Source organism: Roseobacter sp. S87 (assembly GCF_055693285.1).
In genome coordinates this window covers 3,779,577-3,792,357 of sequence record NZ_JBVFTR010000004.1, presented here as the reverse complement: position 1 = coordinate 3,792,357, position 12,781 = coordinate 3,779,577, and the positions used below count along the sequence as shown (strand labels likewise).

Here is a 12,781-nt window from a genome sequence, read left to right as displayed (position 1 = left end):
CATGGCACGGGCCCTGATGCTGGCCATAGAGCGCGCCGGAGCGGAACCGGAGCTTACTTCCGAACTGCAGACAAGGGACGGCAAGGGCGATCCTGACCATCAGGCCGATATCTATCGCGCCGCAGATGAGGAAACAGCCAACGTAATTGCGGCGGGTCGGGCGGCGGGCTGGCGGGCCTGGGTCACCTATCACAACTATTACAAAGCTCCCGATCTGCTGGGGCCTGCCGTCTCGAAGGCACTGGGTATCCCGTATATTCTGATCGAGGCCACCCGGGCGCGCAAGAGGCTCGGCGGCCCATGGGACGGCTTTGCCAGAGCGGCAGAGGCGGCCTGCGATGCGGCGGATGCGATCTGCTACCTGACCGAAAGGGACGCGCTGACGCTGCGGCGCGACGCACCGGCAAGCCAGCGGCTGATCCATCTGCGCCCCTTTCTGCCGCTCGAAACCCTGCCGCCTGTGTCCACACTCACAGGGTCAATGCTCTGTGTCGCCATGATGCGGCCCGGCGACAAACTGGCATCATACGAACTGGTGGCGGAAACGCTGGCGCAGCTCACCACTGAAAACTGGCACCTGACCATAGCGGGCGACGGGCCCGCGCGGGACAGCGTCGTTTCACTCATGGCACCTTTCGGTGACCGCGTGACCTTTGCGGGCGCGCTGGACACTGCTGGCCTTGATGCGCTTTTCGGCCAGTCCAGTCTGCTGTACTGGCCCGGGGTCAATGAGGCGTTCGGCATGGCCTATCTCGAAGCGCAGGCCGCAGGTCTGCCAGTGGTAGCCCAGGACAGGCCCGGCGTGCGCGATGTTCTGGCGCCGGGGCCTTATCCTGATCCTTCGGCGGGCGTCGCACCACTGGCAGCCATGGTCGATCACCTGCTTGCCAACGACGCGGAACGCCGGCGGCGCAGTTCAGCGGCCCGCACGTTTATCACAAAAAACCACCTGATCGACAGTGCGGCTCAGACGCTGGCACCCCTGCTCGGAGAGGCAGGAGATTGATCCGGCTTGCCATCATACGTCACGGGCATACCGCCTGGAACCGCGCCGGCCGCATACAGGGGCGCAGCGACATTCCGCTTGATGAGGATGCCGCGACGGCACTGGCCAGCCGCCGTCTGCCCCCGCCCTGGGACAATGCCGATCTCTGCGCCAGCCCTTTGCAGCGGGCGGCGCAGACCGCCAGGCTGATCAGCGGGCGTTCTCCGCGCAGCGACGACGCCCTGATTGAAATGAACTGGGGCGACTGGGAAGGCCAGCAGGGGCGTGATCTGCGGGAGGAACCGGCAAGCGGGTTCAGGGATATTGAGGACTGGGGCTGGGACTATCGCCCGCCCGGTGGGGAAAGCCCCGCCGATCTGCGCGCGCGTCTGGTCCCCTGGGCCGAAGGCCTGCAACGCGATACCGTCGCGGTGTGTCATATCGGGGTCATGCGGGTCCTGCTGGCACAGGCAACGGGCTGGAATTTCAGCGGGCCAGCCCCCTTCAGGATCAAGCGCGACCGCCTTTATATCCTGCGCCCGGACCCCTGTGGCTGGACTGCTGATGCCCAGCCGGTCCGCCTCGAGGAGGGCTCGCCATGCGCGTGATGATCCTTGTCACCCACCTGCTTGGCACCGGTCATCTGGCACGTGCGCTGACGCTGGCACGGGCCTTTTCGGACGCGGGTCACACCACCCGCCTCGTTTCCGGCGGGATGCCCGCACCACACCTGGACGATGGTGTTACGGATGTTCTGCAACTCCCGCCGCTGCGTTCGGACGGCACCAACTTCACCCGGCTTCTGGGCCGCGACGGACAGGTTGCCGGAGAACGGACCTTTCGAGACCGCATACACGCATTGACCGAAGCACTGAAAGGGTTTCATCCCGACATTCTGATCACAGAACTTTTCCCATTTGGCAGGCGTGTTCTGAAAGATGAGTTTTTTGCCGCGCTTGAAACCGCACAGGCACTGAACCCCAGACCAGTAATCCTGTCGTCCGTGCGCGATATCCTGGCCCCACCTTCAAAGGCGGCCAAGGCTCAGATGGCCGAGGATCTGATCGGGGCATACTACGACGCGGTTCTGGTACACGCCGACGCCACCGTCACAACTCTTGATGAAAGCTGGCCCGTTACGCCCGCTATCGCCGGCAAACTGCGTTATACCGGGTATGTTGCCCGGCAGAACACTGCGAGGTCACCCTCCGCTCAGCGGTCAGGCATTGTTGTGAGTACCGGCGGCGGTGCCGTGGCCGACAACCTTTTCGAAACCGCTGTCGACTGCGCGCGCGGCATGGCCGAACACAGCTGGCACCTGCTGGTCGCCGGACAGAAGGCGCCAGCACGGATCGCTCAGCTGACCAGACGCGCGGGCCGGAATGTGACTGTTGGCCCGGCAAGCAAAAACTTTCGCGGGCTTCTGTCGGGCGCGGCCGCCTCTGTGTCACTCTGCGGCTACAACACGGCACTCGATGTGCTCCAGACGGGCGTACCGGCGGTCTTTGTGCCCTTTGACGCCGATGGCGAAACCGAACAGACGCTGCGGGCGCAGGGTCTGTCCAGGCAAAGTAACATTGACCTGCTGCGAAACAGGGACCTGTCGGCTCAGGCTCTCGGGGACGCCATCAGGAATGTGATCAGCGCGGCCGAACGGCCCCTGCCCGGTGACATATTTGACGGTGCCGCTGAAACCGTGCGCATTGCCGAAACCATCCGGAGATACCGCGATGCCTGACGACTGGAGCCCGCTGAGACAGGAGCTCGCGCGTTGCCGGGCTGACGGAGTGGACCTGCCGGTATGGTGGCGTGACGACGATGCGGTTGCACATACTCCCGCGCTCGACCGGCTTGACGCGCTGTCTGCAAAAACGGCGTTGCCGGTCCACATTGCCGTAATCCCACGCCCGGCAGATGAAACCCTTGTCCGGGCGGTCCGCAACAGTCACAAGCTCATCCCGCTTGTGCATGGCTGGCAGCACGTCAGCCACAGCCCTGAAGGCGTCAAGAAAGCCGAATTCGGCCAGCCCCGCGATGGTGCCATCACCGAGTTACAGGCAGCCATTGGCCGTCTGCACGAACTTTTCGGGGCACGCCTGCTGCCCGTTTTCGTACCCCCTGGAACCGCTTTGACGCCGGTTTCTGTGCTGATCTGGTGCGTTCAGGGTACCGTGGCATTTCGACATTCCTGCCACGCAAAGAGAAGATGCCTGCGCCCGGGCTGACGCAGGTTAACACCCACATTGATCCGATCCACTGGAAGGGCGACCGCAGTCTGGTATCCGCGCAAACGCTCATCGATCTGACCGCACGCACGCTTTCAGATCGGCGCACCGGCCGGACAGACCCGTCTGAACCGCTGGGGCTGCTGACACACCACCTTGTACACACCGAAGAGGTCTGGCAATTCTCTGAGAAATGGATCGGCGAAATGCTGGACGGCGGTGCGCGACCAGAAACACCTCTGCAACAGGAGACCCCGGATGAGCAGGCTTGAATCCATGCGGCGCAGGCTGACTGCGCAGATTGACGGCATAAACTGGGCAGCAGAACAGATCGCGGGCCTGCAGGGGGACGTGCTGGAACTGGGGCTCGGCAACGGCCGGACTTATGACCATCTGCGCGAAAGCCTGCCGGACCGGCGGATCTGGGTCATCGACCGGGTGCTCAAACCGCATCCGTCCTGCATCCCCCCCGCAGAGGATTTTCTGCAGGGCGAAGCAGAGGACATGCTGACGGAACTTGGCAGCCGTGGCGCGAAAATGGCCCTTGCTCATTATGACTTCGGTTATGGTGACAAGGCGCGCGACGTGGAAGAAGGCGGCAGGCTGTCACCGCTGATTGCGCCCCTGATGCAGACAGGCGGTCTGGTGGTCAGCCAGCAGCCGCTGGTGGGTTTTGAACAAGTGCGCGGCCCGGACACCATTGATCCGGAACGGTATCTTTTCTACCGCGCAACGGCCTGATCACGGACCCATCCCTTCAATGTGACGTGCATGTGTACATCGGGGTCATAAATACTCCTAGACAGCACCTGAGCATTGAAAGGAATTACCACCATGAAACCAGTGGCAGCAGTGATAGCACTCCTGGCCCTCGCAGCCTGCGAAGCGCCCGGAAGTGCAACCAACCAAACCAGCGCGTTCGAAGAAGCCTTTCGGGACGCCGGCAGCTGAGCCTTGCTGCGCAGTGTCATTTTTCGCGTGAACAGCCGGTGACAACCGTGTAGAATCTGCGGCAGATGCGCACTTTGAAAGGACCCAACAGATGCTGAGAGCCGCACTTCTTCTGACCTGTGTACTGAGCCTGGCTGCCTGCGAAACAACCAAAGGCATCGGCCGCGACGTACAGAACGCAGGCGAAAAGCTCGACGAAGCATTCTGAAGCTGACGGGGTGGCGCAACTCAGCCGTTGCGCGCCGCACAGTTCCTGCAAAGCGCTGTCTCCGGCAGCACGTCGAGGCGTGCGTCTGAGATCATTTCCCCGCATCTGAGGCACGTCCCGTATGTGCCCGCTGCTACGCGGCCAAGAGCCGCATCAATGCGCGCGACTTCCTCCAGTTCGGCGTGGCCCAGCGCTTCGAGCACTTCGTCGCCCTGCCGTTCTGTTGCAAAATCCTCGAAGTCGCGGGTCGGGGTTTCGTCGAGCGCATGCTCTACCTCCACCAGATGCCCGACCAGCTCATGCCGGCGGGACAGGAGGATGCTTTTCTGTTTCTCCATGTCCATTGCATGTCTCCTTTATGGATAAGGAAAACATGGCATGTGCCGGCCTGTGCTGCCTTGATCTGGATCAGGAGGGGCGTGCCACAAAAGGCGAAAGGCGCCAGGGGATCGGACCGAAATCCAGACCCGTGCCCGAGGGCACATCCTGACGCCTTCTTGAACCTTATCATCCCCCCAGAGGGCGACAGCAGGCCCAGCTTGCGACCCGGCGTTGCCACCCGTCGCCGGAACCACCTGCATTGCTGCCAGCAGCTCCCCGCATCATCCCTGCCAGCGCTGCCTTCCAACCTAACACCTTGCGGCATCAAAGTTTTTCGGCCTGCTCCGGCGCCCGCTGCCCATTCGTCACGACCCTTTCGGGTCCACACGATCCGACCTGCTTCCGATCACCGTTCCTGCCCAGAGCTGCATCATTGATCCGTCTCTGAACGCTCCCGGCCACCGGGGCTTTTGCGTCCGCCTCTTTGTTCCGAAGAGCTCTGAAGCGGTGAGATAACGATGCGTCATCACCCCCCGTTCTGGCAATAAAAAAATTACGCTGAGGCGAAATTTCTTGTGGATAAGCTGTTGAAATATATGGGGTTTCAACCTGTGGATAAGCGGGGGATAACCCGGTTTTTGCCTGCGTTCCGGCGCACTTGCTGCAGCGCGGAAAAGCTGTGGAAAGCGGCGTTTTCGCGAGGGTGATTTTCCGGTGACCCGCAGGGCCCGAGAGGGGCTGGAGAGGCAGAATCACCGCGATGGGGCCCCGGGTAGAGACTGTGCCAGGGCCACATTCAGAGGTGTCGGTGGGGCGTCGGTATCACGTCGGTTTAACGTCGGTATTACGTCGGTGCGCAGCGCACGGTCCGGTAAGAGGGTGTTAGTGGGGATGAGACGCGGTCTGGCACCGCCAGACTGAACAGTCCGGGGGACTGTCCAGAGCGTCGAAAGCGGATTTCGCAAGAAATTCGCCGGAGTAGATGGGTTGCGGGCGGGGTGCCTGCGAAGCGAAAAGCGTAGGTCCTTTTGCCAGTTTAGCATCACACCCGCCCGCTGAAGATGGTCTGAGCACTACTCACCTCAGAAGGGATTGTAGATAGTATGAGGCCACAATAAGCTGACCAAGCGGCAATACAAAAAGGCAGGACTATGCAAGAAGGCATTTCATTTGACGATTTTACAATTACTGAAATTTTTGGCACGGATACGGCTGAAGATGAAAAGCCCGAGCGCCTAAAGGCCTATTTCTTTAAGAACAAAGCTTACGCAAGTATTAGGTCAGATCTACCGTTGAGAATTTTGGTCGGTCACAAAGGGATTGGGAAAAGCGCTCTTCTGAGGATGGCATACTTTGAAGATTTAGATGATGGAACTCTCGCACTTTCGCTAAAACCCAACGACCTAGTCGTCAGTTCAGCTATCAAACAAACCTTCATAGAGAAAATTGAAAGCTACAAGCAACTGATAAGCAAATTGATTTATCAAAAATCATTGGATTCATTAAAGATTGCCTCGGAAAACGCAGATAAATTCTCCGTCCAGAAAACAACAAAGCAAATGATTGCTTCACTCTATCAAAAGGTCTACGAGCTCTCCGGCGCTGATGTCAGCGAGGAAATCAAATTAATGCGCAAGAGGTTCTCTCAAGACAAGAAGATTCGCATCTACGTAGATGACATTGACCGCGGTTGGACTGCTTCCAACGAAGATATCAACAATATTTCGGCTTTAATCAATGCAGCGCGTGACCTAGCGAACGAAGAAGATACCGATATACAATTCCGAATAGGTCTCAGGAGCGACGCGTATTTTCTGTATAGAACTTCCGACGAGAGTACTGACAAAATCGAAGGCAGCGTAGTTCGATTGGCGTGGACTAGGCATGATATACTTGTTGTGATGGCACTTCGGGTAGCTAGGTACTTCGGAAAGTCCATCGATGTCACAAAATTCGAGAAACTAAGTCAGCCTGAAATTGCAAGAGAACTACACCCAGTCATCGATGACCGCTTTTCGGTAGGGCGAGGCCACTGGGACGGCGCACCAATCCACGTGGTTTTATTGTCTCTTGTTCGAAACAGGCCTCGCGACCTCGTCAAGCTTTTGACGGAAGCCGCGAAAGAGGCGTACCGGAATAACCATTCAAAAATAACCTCAACTGATCTCGAAAAAGTTTTCTCAAACTATTCGCATGGTCGCATCACCGATCTGACGCTGGAGTTCAAATCTGAAATGCCAAACGTGGAGCGACTGCTTTACAACATGGCCCCAACGACGAAACAGCAACGCGACAAAGAAAAACGCTGGAAGTACTCAAATGATCAACTAATGACGAAAATTAAAAATATCATGGGAAGCCAGCCACTTGCATTTGCAAACGGCGCAGCTGTGTCCGCGAAATCCATTGCCGAATTCCTTTTCAAAATCGATTTTATTATTGCTAGATCTGAAGACGAAGCAGGAAGGATTTTATGGACGCACTTCGATCAGAACCGTATGCTACAGAGTCAGTTTGTTGATTTTGGGTACAAATGGGAAGTTCACCCAGCGTACAGATGGGCTCTACAACCGAAAACCGTACATCAGATTTTGGACGACATAGACATACCTAACCATCCATCTTGAGCGCGGAGATAAACGCTTCCTGAGGTATATCAACTTTCCCAAACTGCCGCATCTTTTTCTTACCGGCCTTCTGCTTGTCCAGCAGTTTGCGCTTCCGCGTGGCGTCGCCGCCATAACACTTGGCGGTCACGTCCTTGCGCATGGCTGAGAGCGTTTCCCGCGCGATGACCTTGCCGCCAATCGCGGCCTGGATCGGGATTTTGAACATGTGGCGCGGGATCAGGTCCTTGAGCTTTTCGACCATGGCGCGGCCCCGCTGTTCGGCGCGGTCGCGGTGGACCATGGTGGAGAGCGCGTCGACGGGTTCGTCGTTCACCAGGATGGACATCTTGACGAGCTTATCCTCGCGGTAGCCAATCATCTGGTAGTCAAAGGAGGCATAGCCCTTGGTGACCGATTTCAGCCGGTCGTAGAAGTCAAACACCACCTCGTTGAGCGGCAGGTCATAGACGACCATGGCGCGCGAGCCTGCATAGGTGAGGTCCAGCTGGATGCCACGGCGGTCCTGGCAGAGTTTGAGCACGTCGCCGAGGTAGTCGTCGGGCACAAGGATGGTGGCCTTGATGCGCGGCTCCTCCAGGTGGCTGACGAGCGTGAGGTCAGGCATGTCCGCGGGGTTGTGCAGTTCCAGCATCGTGCCGTCTTTGTGGTAGACGTGGTAGATGACGGAAGGAGCCGTCGTGATCAGTTCGATGTTGTATTCACGTTCGATCCGGTCGCGGATCACCTCAAGGTGCAGCAGGCCGAGGAAGCCGCAGCGGAAGCCAAAGCCAAGTGCGGCGGAGGTTTCCATTTCATAGGAGAAGGAGGCGTCGTTGAGCGCCAGTTTCTCGATGGCGTCGCGCAGGTCCTCGAATTCGGCGGAATCGACCGGGAAGAGGCCGCAGAAGACCACGGGCTGGCTGGGTTTGAAGCCCGGCAGCGCGTCTTCAGTGCCTTTCTTTTCGTGGGTGATGGTGTCGCCGACGCGGGTGTCGCGCAACTGTTTGATCGAGGCGGTCAGGAAGCCGATTTCGCCCGGGCCCAGTGCGTCGATGGTGGTCATTTCCGGGCGGAAGACGCCGATGCGGTCCACGTGGTGGGTGGAGTTGTTGGAGAGCATGCGGATGCGTTCGCCCTTGCGCAGCTGGCCGTCCATGATGCGCACCAGCACGATGACGCCGAGGTAGCTGTCGTACCAGCTGTCCACGAGCATCGCCTTGAGGGGCGCGTCGGGGTTGCCGGTGGGCGCGGGCAGTTTGTGCACGATCGCTTCGAGCGTTTCGGTGATGCCCTGGCCGGTTTTGGCGGAGACCTGGATGGCTTCGGTGGCGTCGATGCCGATGACGTCCTCGATCTGTTCGGCCACGCGGTCGCAGTCGGAGGCGGGCAGGTCGATCTTGTTCAGGACGGGTACGATTTCGTGGTCGGCCTCGATGGCGTGGTAGACGTTGGCGAGGGTCTGGGCCTCGACGCCCTGGGTGCTGTCGACCACCAGCAGCGAGCCTTCGACGGCGCGCATGGAGCGGGAGACCTCATAGGCGAAGTCCACGTGGCCCGGCGTGTCGATCAGGTTGATGACATAGGTTTCCCCGTCGAGCGCGGTATAGTCGATGCGGACCGTGTTGGCCTTGATGGTGATGCCGCGTTCGCGTTCGATATCCATGCTGTCGAGCATCTGCTCTTTCATGTCCCGGTCGGCCACGGTGTTGGTGGACTGGATCAGTCTGTCAGCGAGCGTGGATTTCCCGTGATCGATGTGGGCGACAATCGAGAAATTGCGGATATGCGAAAGCGGTGTCATGGTGGGGATATGGAGTGGATTGCGGGGACGGTCAAGGTGAGTTGGTGCAATGGTTCTGTGGGCGAAATCAGCTGCCCGGCGCGGGCGCGGGCATGAGAGCTGAGCTGCTGCCTGCGGCCGTAGCGCTGGTGTTGGTTGCGCTGGCCGTGCCGGTCATTCTTGCGGGCCCGGGTGGCGCGGCTCTGGTGCTGGCGCTGCTGGGTCTGGTCTTTGCCTGCGCTGTTATTGCCGCGATGCTGCGCATGGGGGGCAGCGCACAGTCCCGCGGGCTGAAGGATTCGCTGCGCAGCGGCAGTTTCCGCGACGCCCGCAGCCGCGCGCTCAGCTATCTGCTGTCACGGGCGTACCGCTGGATCCGCACAGAACCACCCGGCGACGGGACACTGCCGGCTGCGGCACTTCTGCGCCATGCGCTGACGTTCGGGCTGCTGGACCGGGCCCTGCTGCTGGCCGTGATCTATCCCCTGTTCACTATGCTGCTTTTCTGGGGCACGACAGGCCAGAATGTCATCCTCGGACAGACCATCGTCATCAGCACCGCATCCCCCTGGTGGACCGGACCACTGGCGCTGGCAGTGATCGCCCTGATCGCGGGCGGACCGCACTACATCACCATCGGCGAACGGCATATGCGCGGCACCCTGAAAAGCGTGGCCGGATATCTGGATCTGATCGCCTTTGGCGTAGGGGGCACAATCCTGATCTATATGGATTTCCCCTGGTTCACCACATCGGCCATTCTGGCCGTCAGCTTTGCCGCACTCTGGGCCTTCTCCGGGTTTCTGGCGGGCGTGCCCGCAATGGCCGTGGCCACAGTACTCGCGCTGACCGGGCCACTGGGCCTGGCACTGCAGAGTTTACTGCCCGGGCCCGCCGCCTTTTTCGCGGCCACCGTCATCGCGCTGGTATCCGCCCTTGTTTACCTGATTGCCGTGGATGCGTTCCGCAGCCGCAACAGCGCTGACACAGCCGGCGCGCTGGCGCTGTGCATTCCGGTTGCAGCCATGATCGCAACTGTGATCTTTGTGCCGATCGGAGAAACCGGTGAATGGAGCAACGCAATCCGTATCGGAATTCTGGTGCTGATTGTCGCCCCGGTGGTGAATGCGGTCTTTGACGTCATCAGCTTCGCCGTAACACTCGCCTTTGTGCAGCGCGGCCAGCAGGGGAACGCATTTTTCTGGGCGCTTGCTGACATTGCGGTCGCCCTTCTTACCTTCATGGCCGCCGGCAGCACCCTCATCTGCACCACTGTGGCGCTGGACTGGCTGTCGGGCACACCGTTCATCGACCTCGAAATCCTGCTGGACTCGACCTGGAACATCAGCCGCTACTGGTGGCTCTACCTGATGCTCTTTTCCACCCTGCTGCCCAGCATCGTGCATGTAGGCATTACAGCGCTCAGCCTGCAGGCGCTGACACCGATGCGCTGGCGCGAAAATCTCTGCGCGCGCATTGATGCCGCACGGGCCGGCAAAACCTGGCCACTCGTGAGCACGCCCCTCGTGCTGGGCGCGCTCTGGACCGGGTGCCTGGCACTTGTCTTTGGCGCAATCGCCGGGGCGCTCATGGTGCTGTGGAACCTTGGCCTCGCCTGGAGCGTGGTCTGGTACCGCCAGTGGCTTGAACTGCTGGCCTTCTGGGGTGGTGGGGTGTGAGGTGTTTTTGAGCTTCAGGTGCCTGGGTGGCTGAACGTATAGAGATAACGGATGAGGACAGTGCGCACGCTTGGCTGGAGACCCAGGATCATCAGACGCAGGTCTGGTTTGCCGTGCGCTGTGCATTGCGTGGATTGCCCGGGCTGGGAGTATACAGTGATGCGACGTCTGGCGGACTCGCTTTTACGGGCCTTCGGGCGATACTCACCTCTGCGGCTGCGGCCACATGTCCAGCCGCAGAGGAGGACAGGTTGAAGGTCGCCGCCCACTCCGCCGCCAACGCCGCCAACTCCGCCGCCCACTCCGCCGCCAACTCCGCCGCCTTTTCCGCCGCCTACTCCGCCGCCCACTCCGCCCATTCCGCTGCCTACTCCGCCGCCCACTCCGCTGCCTACTCCGCCGCCGACTCCGCCGTCTACTCCGCCGCCCACTCCGCCGCCTACTCCACTCACTCCGCCTACTCCGCCGCCGACTCCGACACGGCATTGCCGCGAACCCGGGGGCCACTCTGGACAGGAGTCGATCAACCGGAAGGGCTGAAAGCCGGATGGGCAGCGCTCATAGTGCAATGGGCTGCAGATGACGCCGACTGGTCCTTCTGGATCGAATGGTACGAAGGCATCCTGAACGGCACGCCAATGGATTGGGATCTGATCTTTCGGATCGCGACGGAGATCACAGAAGAGGAATGGGAGGCCGGGCAGGCTGTGGTTGCCGGGCGGATCGCCGAAATCCGCAAAGACCATAAATCAAGACCATCCGAGAAGTCCGATGGTGGCGCACAGGAGCCGACAGATCAGCATTTGGCGGCAGTGAAAACCCAGATCGCACAGAACCGCGATGCCATAGCATTGACGGTCGCAAGCCTTCTGGAACAACTTTCTGAGTATCGCGAACACATCCGCGGATTGAATGGTCTGGAGCCAGAGTTACGCGCCGGTTTGCTTGAGTTCATCGACGAACTCTCAGGAAAACTTGTCGAGTTGCTTGGCATCCTACCCGACGAAAGCGACGCAATCGAAACAGAAAAAGCCGGCGCCATAATTCGGTGGTTTCACGCGTACAAATCTCTCGTTCCCGGGGTTGCAAAACGGTATGCAGATCCGGAAAACGCCGCCGAGGCAACAGTGCCGGTTGCTATTATTCTGGGCTGCACCGGATTGGGTACGTTGATAGGCGGACCGATGGGCGCTGGCGCTGGAGGCATTGTGGGCGGACTGATCAGCAATCAGATGAAACCCGGCCAGGCCGCGAAGGCCATTCTGGACAACGCTTCAACACCTCCGGACGCATAAGTGCCCAATCTGCGATTAGGCAGCGCCCGAACCGCCCCCACGGGACGGGCGCTTTGCTTCCACCCCCGGTTCTCGCGCGCCAGCTCCATCGGTTCGGCGTTCTGTGATCCAGATCACAGTAGGCGCGCTGTGATCCCGCTAACCTCCCGTACAGGTAGTAGTTAACAGGGAGAGTATGATGCCACTGACAGGATACCTGAAGATCGAGGAAATACCCGGCGAGAGCCAGCGGGCCGAACATGAGGATGAAATCGACGTCTGGGGGATACAGTTTGATGTCCGGCAGATGGCGGCCAGTCCCGTCGGGCGGGGCCGTGCCCGTGCGCGCGCAGATATTGACCCGCTGGTGGTGCATAAGGCCGTGGATGCCGCGTCGCCTTATCTGGCCGAGGCCGTGTGGAAGGGGAAGCGGTTCGCCGAAATGACGCTGGCAGTCCGCAAGGACAGTGGTGAGGCGAACCTCGACTACCTTGTTATTACAATGGAAAATGTGGTGATCACCGCCTGTGGTTTTGGCAACGAACAGGCCGAGGTCACAGACAGCACCCTTTATGAACGTATCGAACTGGAGTTCGAGAAGGTGAAAATTCAGTATTCGAAGCTGAACGACACCGGCGACGGCACCGAAGAGCATGAGGTTCATCTCGGCGGGTGACACTCGCCTGGGGAACTTTGGAACCATTCAGTCTATAATTAGTGACCACAGCCCTGTGCGTTCGCGCACCGGG

The 12,781-nt window shown here is 59.8% G+C and carries 13 protein-coding genes; 11 read left to right on the top strand and 2 right to left on the bottom strand.

Features of this window, described 5'->3' with window-relative positions:
• The first annotated feature begins 1 nt into the window (after position 1).
• The 7 genes from ACZ1HA_RS19740 to ACZ1HA_RS19710 all read left to right on the top strand — a co-directional run bounded on the left by ACZ1HA_RS19740 (position 2) and on the right by ACZ1HA_RS19710 (position 4,369).
• Entirely contained in the window at positions 2-1,006 is a 1,005-nt protein-coding gene (locus ACZ1HA_RS19740) for a glycosyltransferase family 4 protein (RefSeq protein WP_375229006.1), read from the top strand.
• The gene (locus ACZ1HA_RS19735) at positions 1,003-1,593 is read left to right on the top strand and encodes a histidine phosphatase family protein (protein ID WP_436398139.1); all 591 of its coding nucleotides are present in this window, start codon (positions 1,003-1,005) and stop codon (positions 1,591-1,593) included. The genes ACZ1HA_RS19740 and ACZ1HA_RS19735 overlap by 4 nt, the downstream gene beginning before the upstream one ends.
• Complete coding sequence (locus ACZ1HA_RS19730; protein ID WP_472715111.1) at positions 1,584-2,723, top strand: glycosyltransferase family protein; 1,140 nt, start codon at positions 1,584-1,586, stop codon at positions 2,721-2,723. The genes ACZ1HA_RS19735 and ACZ1HA_RS19730 overlap by 10 nt, the downstream gene beginning before the upstream one ends.
• A complete protein-coding gene (locus tag ACZ1HA_RS19725) occupies positions 2,716-3,210 on the top strand; it encodes a polysaccharide deacetylase family protein (RefSeq protein WP_472715110.1) in 495 nt (164 codons plus the stop codon). Before ACZ1HA_RS19730 ends, ACZ1HA_RS19725 begins: the two co-directional genes overlap by 8 nt.
• Positions 3,192-3,482 (top strand): hypothetical protein, encoded by a 291-nt coding sequence (locus ACZ1HA_RS19720; RefSeq protein ID WP_472715109.1) that lies wholly within the window; start codon positions 3,192-3,194, stop codon positions 3,480-3,482. The genes ACZ1HA_RS19725 and ACZ1HA_RS19720 overlap by 19 nt, the downstream gene beginning before the upstream one ends.
• On the top strand, positions 3,469-3,951 hold the full coding sequence (locus ACZ1HA_RS19715) for a class I SAM-dependent methyltransferase (protein WP_472715108.1): 483 nt from the start codon (positions 3,469-3,471) through the stop codon (positions 3,949-3,951). Before ACZ1HA_RS19720 ends, ACZ1HA_RS19715 begins: the two co-directional genes overlap by 14 nt.
• A 301-nt stretch (positions 3,952-4,252) precedes the next feature.
• Positions 4,253-4,369 (top strand): entericidin A/B family lipoprotein, encoded by a 117-nt coding sequence (locus ACZ1HA_RS19710; protein WP_375229011.1) that lies wholly within the window; start codon positions 4,253-4,255, stop codon positions 4,367-4,369.
• Between the two features lie 20 nt (positions 4,370-4,389).
• On the opposite strand, the gene ACZ1HA_RS19705 is transcribed toward ACZ1HA_RS19710, so the two are convergent.
• Positions 4,390-4,713 (bottom strand): TraR/DksA family transcriptional regulator, encoded by a 324-nt coding sequence (locus tag ACZ1HA_RS19705; protein WP_472715107.1) that lies wholly within the window; start codon positions 4,711-4,713, stop codon positions 4,390-4,392.
• Between the two features lie 1,128 nt (positions 4,714-5,841).
• On the opposite strand from ACZ1HA_RS19705, the gene ACZ1HA_RS19700 reads away from it, so the two are divergent.
• A complete protein-coding gene (locus ACZ1HA_RS19700) occupies positions 5,842-7,317 on the top strand; it encodes a P-loop ATPase, Sll1717 family (protein ID WP_472715106.1) in 1,476 nt (491 codons plus the stop codon).
• On the opposite strand, the gene lepA is transcribed toward ACZ1HA_RS19700, so the two are convergent.
• On the bottom strand, positions 7,301-9,100 hold the full coding sequence (gene lepA / locus ACZ1HA_RS19695; protein ID WP_472715105.1) for a translation elongation factor 4: 1,800 nt from the start codon (positions 9,098-9,100) through the stop codon (positions 7,301-7,303). The genes ACZ1HA_RS19700 and lepA overlap by 17 nt on opposite strands.
• Positions 9,101-9,192: 92 nt before the next feature.
• Here lepA and ACZ1HA_RS19690 point away from each other — a divergent pair, with 92 nt between their 5' ends.
• From ACZ1HA_RS19690 to ACZ1HA_RS19680, 3 genes are all read left to right on the top strand, one after another.
• Positions 9,193-10,758: a hypothetical protein gene (locus ACZ1HA_RS19690; protein WP_472715104.1), complete on the top strand. Its 1,566-nt coding sequence runs from the start codon at positions 9,193-9,195 to the stop codon at positions 10,756-10,758.
• A 251-nt stretch (positions 10,759-11,009) separates the two neighbouring features.
• Positions 11,010-12,053 carry a hypothetical protein gene (locus ACZ1HA_RS19685; RefSeq protein WP_472715103.1) on the top strand — a complete coding sequence of 348 codons (1,044 nt, stop codon included), beginning with the start codon at positions 11,010-11,012 and terminating at the stop codon, positions 12,051-12,053.
• Positions 12,054-12,231: 178 nt separating this feature from the next.
• Entirely contained in the window at positions 12,232-12,708 is a 477-nt protein-coding gene (locus ACZ1HA_RS19680; protein ID WP_472715102.1) for an Hcp family type VI secretion system effector, read from the top strand.
• The last annotated feature ends 73 nt before the right edge of the window (positions 12,709-12,781 follow it).

What these genes read in the sequence shown, in the direction of transcription:
- ACZ1HA_RS19740 (WP_375229006.1), top strand. Translation starts at nt 2, where the DNA reads ATGGCACGGGCCCTGATGCTGGCCATAGAGCGCGCCGGAGCGGAACCG.
- ACZ1HA_RS19725 (WP_472715110.1), top strand. Translation starts at nt 2,716, where the DNA reads ATGCCTGACGACTGGAGCCCGCTGAGACAGGAGCTCGCGCGTTGCCGG.
- ACZ1HA_RS19710 (WP_375229011.1), top strand. Translation starts at nt 4,253, where the DNA reads ATGCTGAGAGCCGCACTTCTTCTGACCTGTGTACTGAGCCTGGCTGCC.
- ACZ1HA_RS19705 (WP_472715107.1), bottom strand. Translation starts at nt 4,713, where the DNA reads ATGGACATGGAGAAACAGAAAAGCATCCTCCTGTCCCGCCGGCATGAG.
- lepA (WP_472715105.1), bottom strand. Translation starts at nt 9,100, where the DNA reads ATGACACCGCTTTCGCATATCCGCAATTTCTCGATTGTCGCCCACATC.
- ACZ1HA_RS19720 (WP_472715109.1), top strand. Translation starts at nt 3,192, where the DNA reads ATGCCTGCGCCCGGGCTGACGCAGGTTAACACCCACATTGATCCGATC.
- ACZ1HA_RS19690 (WP_472715104.1), top strand. Translation starts at nt 9,193, where the DNA reads ATGAGAGCTGAGCTGCTGCCTGCGGCCGTAGCGCTGGTGTTGGTTGCG.
- ACZ1HA_RS19715 (WP_472715108.1), top strand. Translation starts at nt 3,469, where the DNA reads ATGAGCAGGCTTGAATCCATGCGGCGCAGGCTGACTGCGCAGATTGAC.
- ACZ1HA_RS19700 (WP_472715106.1), top strand. Translation starts at nt 5,842, where the DNA reads ATGCAAGAAGGCATTTCATTTGACGATTTTACAATTACTGAAATTTTT.
- ACZ1HA_RS19730 (WP_472715111.1), top strand. Translation starts at nt 1,584, where the DNA reads ATGCGCGTGATGATCCTTGTCACCCACCTGCTTGGCACCGGTCATCTG.
- ACZ1HA_RS19680 (WP_472715102.1), top strand. Translation starts at nt 12,232, where the DNA reads ATGCCACTGACAGGATACCTGAAGATCGAGGAAATACCCGGCGAGAGC.